This window comes from Hyphomonas sp. (assembly GCF_041398385.1).
Classification (GTDB): Bacteria; Pseudomonadota; Alphaproteobacteria; order Caulobacterales; family Hyphomonadaceae; genus Hyphomonas.
Genome location: NZ_JAWKUW010000003.1, coordinates 142812 through 157868 on the forward strand (window position 1 = coordinate 142812; position 15057 = coordinate 157868).

A 15057-nucleotide genomic window follows, 5' to 3' on the forward strand; every position below is an offset into this window, starting at 1 on the left:
ATAAAAGAAATCCGGGGGCTTCCATGCCACCAGATTTGCTTAACCGAATCGAAAGCATGATCCTCCGGAAAGTCAGTCTGGGAGGTATCCATGGCCATCAAATGGGTTCGCCGTCGGGCGCATGTGCGCCGTCTGTCTTCCGGGGCCTGCGTCCAGGTTGCGCCGAGCTGGGTGCCTGTGGAATCGAAAAGCGGGGACGAGACGAAGGGCAATTCCTTTCATTCGGCCTGCCCGATCTGCGATGCCCCGATCCTCAGCCTGCGCATGCCCAATGGAGGCTGGGTGCATTACGAGCGCGGCATTGGCCTCGCCCGCCTGAAGCATCCCTGTTTCTACCTCGGCGAGGACATCGCCAATGCCCGTGACGAGGCAACCGGCGACCTCTTCGCCAGCCTCTGATCGCGCCTATTTCGCCGCCGCGGCCTGCGCAGCTTTCCGCATACGGATGAGGCGCCGGATGGCCAGCGAGATGCCTGTGTAAACCAGCACCACGCTTGCGAGGGAGGCAAGGCCCGCAATCGTCTGGCCCAGAACTCCGAATATCTCACCCGTGTGCAGGAAACGGATGAACCGCCGCGCCTTGGATGCCGGGCTCGCGGGTGCGGCGCCTGCCTCTGCGCGCGGGCCGCTGCCATCCCGGGCGAGCCGCAGCACCTTCTGCTTCGACGCCTGCACGCCATTGCCATGATCCACCGTCACGGCGAAGTCTGCATCCTCTGGCGCGGGCAGCGTCAGCGTCACGCGCTTCCAGTTGGCCTTGTCGCCGGTCGCCTGCGCAACCAGCAGGTCATAGGACGCAATCTCGGCCGGTGCCGGCCCGGCTTCGGCAGCGACCTCGGCCCCCCCCGGCGGCCGGCCACGCTGCGGCACCTTTTCGCCGAACGCGGCATAGACGAGGCTGTTCGCCCAGCCATAGGAAAACACCGCGCCCGAGAGAACGATGGCCGCCAGCGGCACCAACGACCACACCGCCAGCACATGGTGCCAGTTATAGTGCCGTGCCTTCGCATTCGGCAGGCCCTGGCGGAAGAACAGTTGCGCCTTCACGATCGGCCAGCGCCACGCCTTCGGCCACCAGAGGAATATCCCGCTCAGCAACAGGCCCCCGAACACAAGGTTCGCCGCCGCGTTCATCGCCGCCAGCGTCTCATTGCGCTTGCCGGTAAAGGCCAGCCAGCGATGGATCTGCTCGACACGGGAGAAGAAGGCTTCGAGCGCGTGGCCCGGCTCCTCCATCGCCTCACCTGTATAGGGGTTCAGCCAGACCTGATCGCGCCGCCCCTTGGAGAGCTGCACCGGCGCGCCCGGATCGCTCGAAAGGGTCAGCGTGTTGCCCGGCGCCGCGCCGGCTTCCAGTGCGGCGGCGACCAGCGCATCGGCGTCCATCGGCTCGGCCCCGTCAGGACGCTCCACCGCCGCGGCGCGCGCGCCCGCCACCATCTGCCGCTCATAGGTCAGCAATACGCCGGTCACCGACATGCTGAGAATGAACAGGCCTGCCATCAGGCCGAACACGAAATGTGTCCAGAAAATTATGCGCCGCATCGCTTTAGTCCTTGCTGAGCTTGCCGCTGTTTAACGGATCAGCCGCAGGGTTCCGTTGCCGGAATTTTCAGGTCTCGTCTGCCGATTTGCATTGCCCCTTGCGGGCGGCGCTCAGGTGCCGAGCGGCTCCTGGATGCTTTCGATATAGGACAGCAGCGCGTCGATCTCGGCCGGGCTCATGGTGAAGACCGGCATGTCCGGATGGCCAACGACGATGCCTTCGGCCAGCGGCTCTTCAAGGTCGCGGATCGGGTAATTTTCGGAAAACTTGCGGAACGGCTTGGCCTCTTCATGCGGGCTGTCGCCGCTGCGGCCGACGGCGTGGCAGCGCGAGCAGTTCGCCTCGGCGATCATCTGGCCGACCGCGATTTCATTCAGCGCGGCTTCCTTTGCGGCCGCATCCTCCGGCGACACCGAATGGCAAGCCGACATGAGGAGGGCACCGATACCGAGAACAGCGGAGGACAACAGGCGCATGAGAATCCCTTTCGCAACGCAAATCACTTCCAGGCAGTCTAGTGCGTTGCCGCTCTCTGGGCTACCCGATTGCCCCGCTGCGGCCTTGATACTGGTCAAATGGCCTCAGCACGTATCGGCCGTGCAAACGGCGCCGGTCATGGGTGTCAGCACATCGGCGCCCCGGCTGCCCTGACGGTAGACCGTACAGCCCTTGAGGCCCAGCTCATACGCCCTGCGATAGACATTTCCAAATGATTCCAATGAGATAGATGCATCCGCATTGATCGTTTTGGAGATGGCATTGTCGACATGGGCCTGCGCCGCTGCCTGCATGGCGAGATGATCTTCCGGCGACAGGGCGCCGGCGGTCACGAAGGCCGGCGGCAGCGTGTCCGCGCCGTTTTCTGCCTGCCAGAGCCGCACGGCATAGTCTTCAAGATCGGCCGAGTCGAATGCCCCGTCCGGACGCCGCACCCGCCGGCGCACCTTCGCCGCAAACACCGGCTCGATCCCCGCCGACACATTCCCCGCCAGAAGGCTGATCGAACCGGTCGGTGCAATCGCCATCAGGTGGCTGTTGCGCAGGCCCGTCCGGGCGATGCCATCGCGGACGTCCTCCGGCAGGCGCGCGACAAATGGCCGGGTGAGGAAGTCTGCCGCCCGGAAGCACGGGAAACTGCCCTTTTCCGCCGCCAGCGCCGCTGAAGCGCGATAGGCCGCGTCGCGCATTGTTTCGAGAATGCGCGAGGCGAGCGCCCGCCCCGCCTCGCTGCCATAACCGATGCCCAGCATTACCAGCGCATCCGCAAGCCCGGTGATGCCCAGGCCGACCCGGCGCGCCTGCATCGCCTCTTCCTTCTGCGGCGCAAGCGGGAAGTGCGAGACATCCAGCACATTGTCGAGGAAGCGGATGGCGGGCGCAACAAGCGCGCAGATCCCCTCAAGGTCCAGCGCCGCATCCGCCGTGAACGGATGTTTCACGAACCGAGTAAGATTGACAGAGCCAAGATCGCAAGCGCCATAGGGCGGCAGGGGCACCTCGCCGCAAGGATTGCAGGCATGGATCGTCTCGGCGCGGCCGAGATTGTTCAGCTGGTTGATCCGGTCGATGAACAGGACACCCGGCTCGCCGGAATGGTAGGCACTGCGCAGGATGCGGTCCCACAGCGTCCGCGCCTTGACGGTGCGGTGCGTCTTCCCGCCAAACACCAGCGGCCAGTCGGCATCCTCATCCACCGCGCGGACGAATCCGTCTGTCACCGCGACCGACAGGTTGAAGCGTGACAGGTTGCCCGCCGCCAGCTTCGCATCGATGAATGCCTCGATGTCCGGATGGTCGCAGCGCAGTACCGCCATCATCGCGCCGCGCCGGGCCCGGTCGGCCGTCATCGTCTCGCACATGGCATCCCACAGATGCATGAAGGAGACCGGCCCGCTCGCAACATTGCCTGTCCGCTTCGCCGCCATGCCGGCCGGGCGGACAGGTGAAAAGTCCAACCCGATGCCGCCCCCTGCCTGCAATGTCACGGCGCTCTCGCGCAGGGCATGGAACAATCCGTCTACGGAATCGTCCAGAACGCCCATGACAAAACAGTTGAGCAGCGTCGCGCTGCGGGCCGTTCCGGCATTCGCCAGGATGCGCCCGCCGGGCAGGAACCGGAAATCGCTCAGCAGATCGAAAAAGCGCTGCTCCCAAGCCGCGACATCGTGCGTCTCCGCCGACGCCACAGCCCGCGCCACACGGCGCCAGGTCTCCTCAATGCCCGCTTCCCTGCCGAACCGGTACTTCCGGTTCCATATCTCTTCGGAGATCGGCGCAGGAAACACCGGCCCGGTCATCCGGGCCTATTCGTGATCTTCCGGCGGCGCATAGCCGAGGGCCGACAGCGCCTCTTCGATATAGTCGCCACCCGATTGCAGTTCCTCGATATAGTCCGACACGCTGAACGGTTCGGCCTCGCGCGCGGCGCGGCGGGCGCTTGCCCAGTCGCTCGCCTCGAAATCGCCGCGACCAACCCAGATCAGCGCCAGAAGGTCATGCCGCGCATCCACGTTCAGCCCGGAGATCAGGCCTTCCAGTTCATCTTCCAGCACATCATGGTGCGGCCGCTCTGCCTCGTCGGCCAGCGCGTCGACATCGGGGATAAGGTCATCGCCCGGATCGCTGTCGATCTCGTCCTCGTCTTCCAGCGGCACGAAGGCTTCGCCCTGATAGGTCTGCACCAGTTCGGCGATGCGATAGGCAACGTCCGGATCGAGGGTCAGGTCAAAATTGCGGTCGGTCTTCAGCATATCGGCGCCTTTCCTCCTGCCGCCCCAGTCTAGCGCGATCAGTGCGACAGCAACAGCGGCACCTTGACCTCGTGCAACAGCTTGCGGGTCACGCCGGGGATCAGGGCCTGCTGCAGGCGCGAATGGCGATAGCCGCCCATCACGATGAGATCGGCATTGTAGGCCGTCGCCACATCCAGCAGCGCCTCCGCTGCCGGCCGGCCCATACTGTCCTCGTTGCGCACTTCCACGGCACAGCCATGGCGCGAGAGATGGGTCCCGATGTCCCAGCCCGGCCCGCCGCCAAAGCCTGTAATGTCCGGCTTCGCATCCACGGTCGTCACCCAGACAGTTGCCCCCTCGGGCAGCACCATCAGACTGTCATGCAGCGCTCGCGCAGCCTCGCGGCCCGCATCCCAGGCCATCACCGTGCGCGTGCCGATCACCGGGTTCTTCCAGCCCGCCGGCAGCACCAGCACAGGCCGCCCACCGCCCAGCAGCACGCCCTCCAGCATGTCGGCATGAGGCTGTGCGTCTTCGGAATCCGGCGCCCGGACGACCACCAGATCGGCATGGCGGGCATTCATCGCCGACAGCGCCTCAACCCGGTTCTGCGTCGTCTCGAAGCGGCGCAGCTCGATCGTGTCTTCCGTGCGCAGCGACTGTTCCTCGAACCGGTCCCAGGCCTTGCCCATCGCCTCGCGCGTTTCCTGGATCAGCCCCGCATACATTTCCGCGCCAACCCCGTCGCCATACCCGATCACCATTTCCGGCAGGAGGGTGAAGGCGGCGCAGCTGAGATGCGCATTGCGCGCGGCGGCAAAGTCCCGTGCGAATTCAAACGCTGTCCGGTCACCGTCGGGCGAGGCGAGGCACACACTGATATCCTTGATTTGCATGGGTCTTCTCCGGTTTGCTGCCCCATCTTGTTCCATGAAGCGGTCCGGCGCAAATTGACGAGGCTCAAACGCCCGCATGCACGGCACGCCCAAGCTTGCCGCCGCAGCGGGATGTGCAGACAGGGAGCCATGAATCATGTGCTTTTCCGCAACCGCCAGCTTCACCGTCGCGGCCGCCTGCGCGGGCGCAGGCCTTCTGGCGCTGCACCGCTGTCCTGACCGCAAACTCCTGCCGCTCGCGCTCATGCCGCTTGGCTTCGGCGCACAGCAGGCGATCGAGGGCATGGTCTGGCTGCGCATCGGGCAAAGCGCGACGGCGACGGATACCGGACTCTATCCCGCCCTGTTCGTGCTCTTCGCCACAGTCATCTGGCCGGCCTTCGTGCCGTTCGCGGCGCGATCGGCCGAGACCCAGCCGCTGCGGCGCAGGATTCAGACCGGCCTCCTGATTGCCGGCCTTCTGATCGCCGCGCTCTATGTGTCGAAACTCCTGACCGCGACCACCAGCGCCCGCATCGACGGGCACTCGATCTATTACTCACAGCAGGCGCTCACCAGCCTGCCTGTGGTCGGCTGGATGCACAGCTGGAAGATGGGTACGCTGCACCTCATGCTGGTGCCCTACTTCGCCGCTGCGGGCGGCAGCCTCGCTGTGTCCAGCCTGCCGCCGGTGCGCTGGTTCGCCGCGTTCGTCGCAGCCGCCCTCACCATCGTCTTCATCGCCGACCGGACGACGCTGATCTCTGTCTGGTGCTTCTTCGCCGCCACCGGCAGCGTGATGATCGTGCTGGCGATGGAGCGGGCCCGGTGGGCTGTGCGCCAGCCGCAGGCATGATAGGTTGCCCCGGGATCGGGAGACGGCATGCCAGAACAAACACTTTCCCAGCGCTTCCGCGACGACGGCACGCTGGTCGGCCTGGTCGCCGGCTTTCTGGACCGGGCGCTGGATTCCCTGTCTGACGAGCGCCCGCTTGATGATGTGGCCCTGCCCCTCGTGCGGGCGATCGAGGCCATCCCTGGCGCCGGGCGCGCCGCGATCCTCTCCGCAGACCGAAATGGCCAGCCACACATTGCCGCCGCGCCGGACTTCTCGGAAGCCGAGCGCGAACGGCTGCGCGCTGCCGTGCAGCCCTATCTCGCCGCCGGCCGCCCGGCATCGCTGCTGATCGAAGACGAGCTCCGCGGGGGCGATGCCCCCCACGCTACCCTTCGCGGCTTTGCCCTGACTGCGCCGAACGAAGACCCCGTCGCCTTCATCATTACCGTCCGGACGGAGGCGCCGGACCAGAAAGACGATGCCTTCGCCTATTTCATGGACCAGGTCTCGCGCCTCGCCGGCCTCGTCGCGGAAGACCTGCGCCTTCGCGCAGCCTACACTGCACAGCGCGTCACGCTGGAGGCGATCGTCGGCAAGGCCCCGGACGCCATTATTCGGATCGACCGTACAGGGACGATCCTGGACTTCATCGGCGCCGCACCCGCCCTGTTCGGCTATTCGGAACAGGAAGTCCTTGGCAAGCATGTCCGCATGCTGATGCCGGAGCCGCACGCCCACCGGCACGATGCCTATGTCGAGGCCTTTCTCACCACCGGCAGACGCAAGCTGCCGGATTTCGGCCGGCGCGTCGACGCCCGCCGCAAGGATGGCAGCCTGTTCCCAATTGAAATCGCCATCGCGCCCGTCGGCTCGGACGCAGATCCGTCCTTCCTCGGCATCGTCCGCGATGTCAGCCGCACCGTGCAGCGCGAGAAAAGCCTCGACGAACTGCGCCAGGCCCTCGAATATTCCAACCGGCGCAGCCTGATCGGGGAAATGGCCTCTTCCGTCGCGCATGAACTGAACCAGCCGCTGACGGCGATTTCCAACTATCTCGACTCCCTGTTGCTGCACCTCGACAAGACAGGTCATCCCGCCGACCCCTTCGTCCTGGAACTGATCGGCAAGGCCCGCCAGCAATCGCGCCTCGGCAGCGACATCATCCGCCGGATGCGACTCCTCAACCAGCAGGAACCGGCAGACGCCGAACCCGGCGATTTCCACGCCGCCGTTGAGGATGCCATTTCATTCGTCAGGCCGGCGCTCGACGCGGACGGTATCGCCCTCACCATCCGCCGCGAGGGCAAGGACGGCAGCGCCGCGTTCGACCGCGTGCAGCTCTTGCAGGTGCTGACGAACATCATCTCGAATGCCCGCCGCGCCCTTGAAGACACGCCCGCGCCGACGATCACCGTTGTCTCGTCCGTGACGGACGAAGCGCTGAAGCTTTCGGTCGCGGATAATGGCCCCGGCATTCCTGACGGCAACAAGACCCGCATTTTCGAAAGCTTCTTCACCACCGACGAGCGCGGGACCGGCCTCGGCCTTGCCGTGGTCAAGCGGATCGCAAGGGCCCATGGCGGCCGGATTTCCGCGCATGATGCGCCGGAAGGCGGCGCCCTCTTCGAACTCGTCCTGCCGCGCAATTCGGTCAGAAGCCAGGAAAGCCCAACTCATGACTGACCCGCAGGCTGGCCCGCTTCCCGAACATGTCGTCTACATCGTGGACGACGATGCCGGCGTGCTCGATTCCCTCGCCACGCTGCTCGCCCTGTCGGGCTACCATACGCGCTCGTTCGCCTCGCCGCAGGACTTCCTGGATACCGCGCCCCATGACAGTGCGGCCTGCCTGATGCTCGACTATTACATGCCCGGCATGGACGGCCTCGACGTGCTGTCGGCCATGCGCGACCGCGACATCCGCATCCCGACGATCATGATGACGGCACATGGCGATGTCCGCCTCGCCGTCGATGCCATGAAGCATGGCGCCATCGATTTCATCGAGAAGCCCTGGGAATCGGCCGAATTGCTGTCCGCGCTGCGCCATGCCTGCGAATTGTCACGCCAGATCCAGACAGAAGCGGACCACCGGGAAGCCGCAATACAGCGCCTCGCCGACCTGACGCCACGGGAAATGGACGTTTTCAAGCTGCTCATCCTCGGCAAATCCACAAAGGAAGTCGCCCGTGAGCTTAATCTCAGCCCACGGACCGTCGACGTCTATCGCGCCGGCCTTCACCAGAAGACGGATTCCAGCGGCATAGCAGACCTTGTCCGCCTCGCCTTCCATGCCGGAATGATGAAATAAGCCGCGCCTCAGGCCCGGTTGCGCCGCATCTGCCGCGCATCCTCTTCACAATCCCCGGCCGCCTCGACAAGGCGCGGATGATCCAGCACCAGGAACTCGCCCGGTGACGGCATGCGAATGATCGCGGTTTCCTTGAGGCGGCTGATCATCCGGCTGACCGTCTCGATCGTCAGCCCCAGATAGTCCGCGATATCGCGCCGCGTCATCGGCACCCGCACAACCCCCGTCACCGGGTCGCGGAACCGTTCTTCGAGGAAGAGGAGGAAGCTCGCGGTGCGCTGCGCCGCAGACTTCCAGCCGATCAGCGCCGATTGCGCCCGCGCCTGCCGCAGCATCTGCTCGATCCGCTCCAGCACCGCGTCGCGGAAGCCCGGCAGGTCGCGCACCGCGGCATCGAACACCGATCGCGGAATGAAATTCAGTCGCGCCTCGGTCAGTGCCTCGACATTCTCGTCATGCAGCGCCGAATGGCCGAATGCCAGCAGGTCTCCCGGCCGTGCAAACGCCTCGATCCGCCGGCGCGCATCGGTCAGCAGCGCATACTGGATGACGGTGCCGGACAGGAGCTCGTAAACGCCCTTGCGCGGATCCTGCTCGAAATAGAGATGCTCGTGCGCTGTCAGCCGGCGCGCCACCGTGGGATAGCCCGCGCCCGACAGGAGCGTCGACAGCCGGTTGACCGGGCCCGCGGCAATCCCGCCGATCCCATCCACACTCTCGGGGGCTCTTGGCAAATCCATCGGCGCCTCGTCTTGCTGCCAGTCCAGCCGTGCCAGTATGGCGCCCGCGCCAGAGGCCGTGAATTCCGTGACATTACGCATGCCCCGGATGCGCTGGTTCGCATAGAATGCGCCACAAGGAGGCCGCTGCCATGCACCTGGAACATGGAGATCGCGTCATCGTCTGCGACGCCGGCAAATATGTCATTTATGACAATCACGGCGACAGGGACCGGCTGGACCTGCGTGTCGCGCAGGCCAGCGAACTGGATAACCCCGCAACCCACGACCAGGGCAGCAGCCCGCCCGGCCGCTATCCCGGCCCCGGCAGCCGGCGATCCGCCGTCGGACAAACCGACTGGCATGATGAAGCTGAAGCGGATTTCATTGACGCCCTCGCCGCGCAGATCGACGAGTGGGCCCGCATCGGCGCAGCCCGCCATCTCGTGCTGGTCGCAGACCCGCGCTCGATGGGCCGTCTGCGCAAGGCGCTCTCGGCCGGCACCCAGGCACGCATCGCGCACTCGATCACCGGCGATTTCGCGCATCATCCGGCTGCGGACATTGAGCAGCTGATCGCCACGGCCTGACCCGTCACATCCAGCCGGTCACGATCCCGGTGACCACCGCCAGCGTGCCGGCGGCAAGCGTCAGCGCTGCGCCAACCAGCACCCGGCGCCCGAACGCAGGTGTGCCCGCCGCAAAGGCCAGCCCCGTCTTGAAAATCGTGTTCGCCAAGGCCGCGACGATAATGGCCCGCGCTGCAACGGCGCCTGCAAGATCCGTCTGGCTCAGCTGGCTCATCGAAATGCTGATCGCGTCCACATCGACGAGGCCGGCAATCGCGGCGACACCGAAAATCCCGTGCGTACCCCACGCATCCTGCGCCAGCCGCGACAGGACCAGCGCCGCGACGAGTACGCCGGCAAAGGTCAAGGCAGATTTCAGGTCCAGCGGATTCGTGAGGGCCATCTGCGCCGGCGTCCGTTCGCTCCGCCGCAGCAATTCCGCGCCGGCCATCAGCGCCGTCACCAGAAACATCGCGCCGAGCGGAAGCCAGATACGTGCCAGAAGCGGATAATGGATACCGCCCACAATGATTCCCATGCGGACAAACATCACCGCCCACGCCGCGGCAACGCCGCCCGCATAGGCCCGCTCATTGCCTGAATCGCTGGCTGACAGGCGTGCCAGAGACAGCGTGGCCGCGGTCGAGGAGGCGAGCCCTCCGGCCAGCGCCATCAGACCGATGCCCGCCTGCTCGCCCAGGAATTTGACTCCCAGATATCCAAGGAACCCGAGGCCGCTGATCAGCACGACGACCAGCCACACCTCGCGCGGATTGATGACGCCATAGGGGCCCAGCCCTTCTTCCGGCATCACCGGCAGAATCACGATGGAAATCAGCAGGAGACGCAGGAAAGCGCTCAGTTCGCGTTCCTCGATCCGGCCCAGCAGCCGATGCATCGGCTCGCGCAGCCACAGCACAAATGCCGTGATCACGCCCGCCGCCGCCGCCAGCAGCGGCGCCACGGTCACCGCCACGGCGCCGAGACTGTACGTCACCAGCGCCGCAATCATCGTCGTTGCACTGACATTGCGCGTCTCGTCGATGCGCACTTCAAACCCTTCGCGCAGCAGCAATGCCAGCCCCAGCGCAACCGATGCGATCACGAAGCCATTGCCGGCATCGAGCACGCCTGCTAGCCCGCCGGCCAGTCCGATCAGGCCAAAAGTGCGGAATCCCGCCACCCGGCTGCCGCCCGGATCGGCACGCTCCTTCCAGCCACGCTCAAGCCCGATCAGCAGGCCGATCGCGAGCGCCACGCCGACATTCAGCGCAGACTTCAGAAGGGTCTCATTGGTGTCCAGCAGGCGCTCCCGGTCCGAAACGCGCAGTCTAGCGCAGACGACGCGCCGGGAAAGCGCCGCGCGTCAATCGCCGACGACCAGATGACTGGTCACATGCCGCACGCCGGGCGCATGCGCCGCCGCCCGCTCCACGCTGTCCTTTTCCAGCAGCGATCCAACCTTGCCGCGCAGGGTCACATCCCCATCACGCACTTCAATGCGGATCGCGTCTGCCTCGCCTTGTGCCTGACGCGCGAGGGCTGCCCCGATTTTCTGCGCGATGTCGGCCTTCTGCGGTGCCGGAACCACGCGGATATGGTTGAACACGGCCACCACGCCCGGCAACTGCGCCAGCAGCATTTCTGCGCGGCGCTTCAGGTGCAGCTGGTCCGTTTCGCCATCGACATCCACCTTGCCGCCCTGCACGCGGATCGAGAAGTTCGCCTTGCTCAGCAAATGGTCCCAATCGAACAGGCGCGAGGCCCGGAAGGCGATCTCGTCATCATTGACATGCGCATCACCCGGCAGGTTGACATCGATCTCATTGGCGATCGCCCGCACGCCGCGCACCCGCCGCACAGCGTCCTCAGCAAGGACGCGTTCAAGAAAACTGGTGACGTGACCGTAAATCGCGACGATGCCATCCTTCGCCGTCACCCCGACCGAACTGGCATTGACCTGCGGCTCGTACTCCAGCTCCTCCAGCACGCGCTGCTTCAGCTCTCTGTCAGTCTCCGCAGCCATGACCAGGCACCTTCGGTATTGCGAGCTTGAGTCTAGCCCGCGCTGCCCCGCCCGCATTGACGCCCGTCAAGGTCGCCCCGCGCGCCGGGAAGCGGGGCAACCTCCCAACAGAGACCATTTGGCCTTGTTTTTATGTTTATTTTTATATCTTTTAGATCCGTGCACGGATTTAATAAACCTGCACCCCGAAACGAAAAAAGCCCCCGATCCGAAGATCAGAGGCTTAATTGGGTGCGGGAGTAGGATTTGAACCTACGACCTTCAGGTTATGAGCCTGACGAGCTACCGGGCTGCTCCATCCCGCGTCAATTGTTGCGCATATAAGAACACAAGGCCCCCAAATGCAAATCCGGCCCGCCATATGGCTGAGGCCGGATCAGGTGCCGGCGAGCGGCAACTGTCGTCGTAAAGGAAAGAAATGTCTGCAAGGGCTTGCTTTGTCTGGGCTCTGCGGACCCGGCAGCGTCCTACTCTCCCACGTCTGAAGACGTAGTACCATCGGCGCAAGGGGGCTTAACGACTGAGTTCGGGATGGGATCAGGTGGGGACCCCCTGCCAAAACCACCGGGTCGGCGGAAACCAGACCGTTGTGCAAGCTTTGAAACCAATATGTCTGTATGGAGATCTTTCGTGTTGTCGAAGCGGATGCGCTTTCAACTACACATGAGTTTCTCGATCAAGCCGATCGAGCAATTAGTACCGGTTAGCTTCACGCCTCGCAGCGCTTCCACACCCGGCCTATCGACGTGCTGGTCTTGCACGGCTCTCAGGGATACCTGGTTTTGAGGTGGGTTTCCCGCTTAGATGCTTTCAGCGGTTATCCCGTCCACACATAGCTACCCTGCAATGCGGCTGGCGCCACAACAGGTCCACCAGAGGTGTGTTCATCCCGGTCCTCTCGTACTAGGGACAAATCCTCTCAAGTATCCAACACCCACGGCAGATAGGGACCAAACTGTCTCGCGACGTTCTGAACCCAGCTCACGTACCACTTTAATCGGCGAACAGCCGAACCCTTGGGACCTGCTCCAGCCCCAGGATGTGATGAGCCGACATCGAGGTGCCAAACGATGCCGTCGATATGGACTCTTGGGCATCATCAGCCTGTTATCCCCGGAGTACCTTTTATCCGTTGAGCGATGGCCCTTCCATTCGGGACCACCGGATCACTATGACCGACTTTCGTCTCTGCTCGCTCCGTCGAGCTCGCAGTCAGGCAGGCTTATGCCATTGCACTCAACGAGCGATGTCCGACCGCTCTGAGCCTACCATCGCGCGCCTCCGTTACTCTTTGGGAGGCGACCGCCCCAGTCAAACTACCCGCCACACAGGGTCCCGGCCCCATCCAGGGGCGCGGTTAGACATCAAAGAAATTAAGGGTGGTATTTCAAGGTTGGCTCCACTCCGGCTGGCGCCGAAGCTTCAAAGCCTCCCACCTATCCTACACATAAGTTCTTTAATGCCACTGTGAAGCTGTAGTAAAGGTTCACGGGGTCTTTCCGTCTAACCGCGGGTACCCCGCATCTTCACGGGGAATTCAATTTCGCTGAGTCTATGTTGGAGACAGTGGGGAAGTCGTTACGCCATTCGTGCAGGTCGGAACTTACCCGACAAGGAATTTCGCTACCTTAGGACCGTTATAGTTACGGCCGCCGTTTACCGGGGCTTCAATTCAAGGCTTGCACCTCTCCTTTTAACCTTCCGGCACCGGGCAGGCGTCAGACCCTATACGTCGCCTTGCGGCTTCGCAGAGCCCTGTGTTTTTGATAAACAGTCGCTACCCCCTGGTTTGTGCCCCTCAAGCCTGGTTGCCCAGATTGAGGCCTCCTTATCCCGAAGTTACGGAGGTAATTTGCCGAGTTCCTTCAACATAGTTCTCTCAAGCGCCTTGGTATACTCTACCAGACCACCTGTGTCGGTTTGGGGTACGGTCTTAATGTGGAGGCTATTTCCAGGAACTTCCAGGCTGCATCCTCAATCCAATAAGAGGATACAACTTTCGAAATCCGTCACTCATCCCTTGGCCCACGAATATTAACGTGGTTCCCATCGGCTACGCCTTTCGGCCTTACCTTAGGGGCCGGCTAACCCTGCGCAGATTAGCTTTACGCAGGAACCCTTGGTCTTTCGGCGAGCGGGTCTCTCACCCGCTTTGTCGCTACTCATGTCAGCATTCTCACTTCCGATACCTCCAGCAAACCTCACGGTTCACCTTCGTCGGCTTACGGAACGCTCCGCTACCACTCTTTCGAGTCCGCAATTTCGGCGAATAACTTTAGTCCCGTTACATTTTCCGCGCAGAGGCGCTAGATCAGTGAGCTGTTACGCTTTCTTTAAAGGATGGCTGCTTCTAAGCCAACCTCCTGATTGTCTCAGCACCTCCACATCGTTTCGCACTTAGCTATTACTTAGGGGCCTTAATTGGCGGTCTGGGTTGTTTCCCTTTTCACGACGGACGTTAGCACCCGCCGTGTGTCTGCCAGATAGTACTTCCAGGTATTCGGAGTTTGAGAAGGTTTGGTAATCCGGTGAGGACCCCTAGCCCATTCAGTGCTCTACCCCCTGGAGTATTCGTCTGACGCTCTACCTAAATAGATTTCGCGGAGAACCAGCTATCAGCAAGTTTGATTGGCCTTTCACCCCTAGGCACAGGTCATCCGAGAACTTTTCAACGTTCAACGGTTCGGCCCTCCAGTGCGTGTTACCGCACCTTCAGCCTGCCCATACCTAGATCACTTGCCTTCGGGTCTAATGCTACGTACTCGGTCGCCCTGTTCAGACTCGCTTTCGCTGTGCCTACACCTAACGGCTTAAGCTTGCACGCAACACTAAGTCGCTGACCCATTATACAAAGGTACGATGTCACTCCGAAGAGCTCCATCAGCTTGTAGGCATCCGGTTTCAGGATCTGTTTCACTCCCTCATCGGGGTTCTTTTCATCATTCCCTCACGGTACTTGTTCACTATCGGTCGGTAAGGAGTACTTAGGCTTGGAGGATGGTCCCCCCATGTTCAGACAGGATTTCACGTGTCCCGCCCTACTCTAAAAGGTCTTCATTTTACGGATACGGGGCTATCACCCACTATGGCGTACCTTCCCAGATACTTCTCCTTATTTCAGACCAGGCCTGGTCCGCGTTCGCTCGCCACTACTAACGGAGTCTCAATTGATGTCCTTTCCTCCGGGTACTTAGATGTTTCAATTCCCCGGGTTCGCTTTTTAACCCTATGTATTCAGGTTAAAATACCTCTCTAGCGAAATGTCAGATACATCGTCCGCGAACGGAAGATTTATCCAACATCTCGGAGGTGGGTTTCCCCATTCAGAAATCACCGGATCAAAGGGTGCTCTCGCCTCCCCGGTGCTTATCGCAGAGTGCCACGTCTTTCATCGCCTCTTACCGCCAAGACATCCCCCGGATGCCCTTTTGACGCTTGATC

Annotated in this window: 13 protein-coding genes, 1 tRNA gene and 2 rRNA genes; 5 read left to right on the forward strand and 11 right to left on the reverse strand. The window is 62.8% G+C overall.

Features of this window, described 5'->3' with window-relative positions; genetic code table 11:
• The first annotated feature begins 90 nt into the window (after positions 1-90).
• A complete protein-coding gene (locus R3C13_RS07710; RefSeq protein ID WP_371310237.1) occupies positions 91-399 on the forward strand; it encodes a hypothetical protein in 309 nt (102 codons plus the stop codon).
• Positions 400-405: 6 nt separating this feature from the next.
• On the opposite strand, the gene R3C13_RS07715 is transcribed toward R3C13_RS07710, so the two are convergent.
• The 5 genes from R3C13_RS07715 to R3C13_RS07735 form a co-directional block, all read right to left on the reverse strand.
• Complete coding sequence (locus R3C13_RS07715) at positions 406-1545, reverse strand: PepSY-associated TM helix domain-containing protein (RefSeq protein ID WP_371310238.1); 1140 nt, start codon at positions 1543-1545, stop codon at positions 406-408.
• Positions 1546-1656: 111 nt separating this feature from the next.
• The gene (locus tag R3C13_RS07720; RefSeq protein ID WP_371310239.1) at positions 1657-2022 is read right to left on the reverse strand and encodes a cytochrome c; all 366 of its coding nucleotides are present in this window, start codon (positions 2020-2022) and stop codon (positions 1657-1659) included.
• 105 nt (positions 2023-2127) lie between these two features.
• Positions 2128-3843, reverse strand: coding sequence for an adenosylcobalamin-dependent ribonucleoside-diphosphate reductase (locus R3C13_RS07725; protein ID WP_371310240.1), 1716 nt, complete (start codon positions 3841-3843; stop codon positions 2128-2130).
• Between the two features lie 6 nt (positions 3844-3849).
• Positions 3850-4296, reverse strand: a complete 447-nt coding sequence (locus tag R3C13_RS07730; RefSeq protein WP_371310241.1) for a DUF3775 domain-containing protein — start codon at positions 4294-4296, stop codon at positions 3850-3852.
• A 38-nt stretch (positions 4297-4334) separates the two neighbouring features.
• A complete protein-coding gene (locus tag R3C13_RS07735) occupies positions 4335-5174 on the reverse strand; it encodes a universal stress protein (RefSeq protein WP_371310242.1) in 840 nt (279 codons plus the stop codon).
• A gap of 136 nt (positions 5175-5310) precedes the next feature.
• On the opposite strand from R3C13_RS07735, the gene R3C13_RS07740 reads away from it, so the two are divergent.
• From R3C13_RS07740 to R3C13_RS07750, 3 genes are read left to right on the forward strand one after another with little or no spacing between them, the layout of a single operon-like run.
• The gene (locus R3C13_RS07740) at positions 5311-6009 is read left to right on the forward strand and encodes a DUF6629 family protein (RefSeq protein ID WP_371310243.1); all 699 of its coding nucleotides are present in this window, start codon (positions 5311-5313) and stop codon (positions 6007-6009) included.
• Between the two features lie 27 nt (positions 6010-6036).
• Entirely contained in the window at positions 6037-7674 is a 1638-nt protein-coding gene (locus tag R3C13_RS07745) for a nitrogen regulation protein NR(II) (protein WP_371310244.1), read from the forward strand.
• Entirely contained in the window at positions 7667-8302 is a 636-nt protein-coding gene (locus R3C13_RS07750) for a response regulator transcription factor (RefSeq protein WP_371310245.1), read from the forward strand. The genes R3C13_RS07745 and R3C13_RS07750 overlap by 8 nt, the downstream gene beginning before the upstream one ends.
• A gap of 8 nt (positions 8303-8310) precedes the next feature.
• Here the strand turns inward: R3C13_RS07750 and R3C13_RS07755 are convergent, their stop codons facing one another.
• A complete protein-coding gene (locus R3C13_RS07755; RefSeq protein ID WP_371310246.1) occupies positions 8311-9123 on the reverse strand; it encodes a Crp/Fnr family transcriptional regulator in 813 nt (270 codons plus the stop codon).
• 50 nt (positions 9124-9173) lie between these two features.
• Between R3C13_RS07755 and R3C13_RS07760 the strand changes: the two genes are divergently transcribed.
• Entirely contained in the window at positions 9174-9611 is a 438-nt protein-coding gene (locus R3C13_RS07760) for a host attachment protein (protein ID WP_371310247.1), read from the forward strand.
• Between the two features lie 4 nt (positions 9612-9615).
• Here R3C13_RS07760 and R3C13_RS07765 read toward each other — a convergent pair whose 3' ends face one another.
• The 5 genes from R3C13_RS07765 to R3C13_RS07785 all read right to left on the reverse strand — a co-directional run bounded on the left by R3C13_RS07765 (position 9616) and on the right by R3C13_RS07785 (position 15057).
• The gene (locus R3C13_RS07765; RefSeq protein WP_371310248.1) at positions 9616-10848 is read right to left on the reverse strand and encodes an MgtC/SapB family protein; all 1233 of its coding nucleotides are present in this window, start codon (positions 10846-10848) and stop codon (positions 9616-9618) included.
• Between the two features lie 108 nt (positions 10849-10956).
• Positions 10957-11616: a BON domain-containing protein gene (locus R3C13_RS07770; protein WP_371310249.1), complete on the reverse strand. Its 660-nt coding sequence runs from the start codon at positions 11614-11616 to the stop codon at positions 10957-10959.
• Between the two features lie 228 nt (positions 11617-11844).
• A tRNA-Met gene (locus R3C13_RS07775) sits at positions 11845-11921 on the reverse strand.
• Between the two features lie 149 nt (positions 11922-12070).
• Positions 12071-12185, reverse strand: a 5S ribosomal RNA gene (gene rrf, locus R3C13_RS07780).
• 103 nt (positions 12186-12288) lie between these two features.
• Positions 12289-15057 (reverse strand): 23S ribosomal RNA (locus R3C13_RS07785).

Excerpts from the sequence above, each read along its gene's own strand:
- R3C13_RS07715 (WP_371310238.1), bottom strand. The coding sequence starts at position 1,545 with ATGCGGCGCATAATTTTCTGGACACATTTCGTGTTCGGCCTGATGGCA.
- R3C13_RS07740 (WP_371310243.1), top strand. The coding sequence starts at position 5,311 with ATGTGCTTTTCCGCAACCGCCAGCTTCACCGTCGCGGCCGCCTGCGCG.
- R3C13_RS07735 (WP_371310242.1), bottom strand. The coding sequence starts at position 5,174 with ATGCAAATCAAGGATATCAGTGTGTGCCTCGCCTCGCCCGACGGTGAC.
- R3C13_RS07710 (WP_371310237.1), top strand. The coding sequence starts at position 91 with ATGGCCATCAAATGGGTTCGCCGTCGGGCGCATGTGCGCCGTCTGTCT.
- R3C13_RS07770 (WP_371310249.1), bottom strand. The coding sequence starts at position 11,616 with ATGGCTGCGGAGACTGACAGAGAGCTGAAGCAGCGCGTGCTGGAGGAG.
- R3C13_RS07745 (WP_371310244.1), top strand. The coding sequence starts at position 6,037 with ATGCCAGAACAAACACTTTCCCAGCGCTTCCGCGACGACGGCACGCTG.
- R3C13_RS07755 (WP_371310246.1), bottom strand. The coding sequence starts at position 9,123 with ATGCGTAATGTCACGGAATTCACGGCCTCTGGCGCGGGCGCCATACTG.
- R3C13_RS07725 (WP_371310240.1), bottom strand. The coding sequence starts at position 3,843 with ATGACCGGGCCGGTGTTTCCTGCGCCGATCTCCGAAGAGATATGGAAC.
- R3C13_RS07760 (WP_371310247.1), top strand. The coding sequence starts at position 9,174 with ATGCACCTGGAACATGGAGATCGCGTCATCGTCTGCGACGCCGGCAAA.
- R3C13_RS07720 (WP_371310239.1), bottom strand. The coding sequence starts at position 2,022 with ATGCGCCTGTTGTCCTCCGCTGTTCTCGGTATCGGTGCCCTCCTCATG.
- R3C13_RS07730 (WP_371310241.1), bottom strand. The coding sequence starts at position 4,296 with ATGCTGAAGACCGACCGCAATTTTGACCTGACCCTCGATCCGGACGTT.
- R3C13_RS07750 (WP_371310245.1), top strand. The coding sequence starts at position 7,667 with ATGACTGACCCGCAGGCTGGCCCGCTTCCCGAACATGTCGTCTACATC.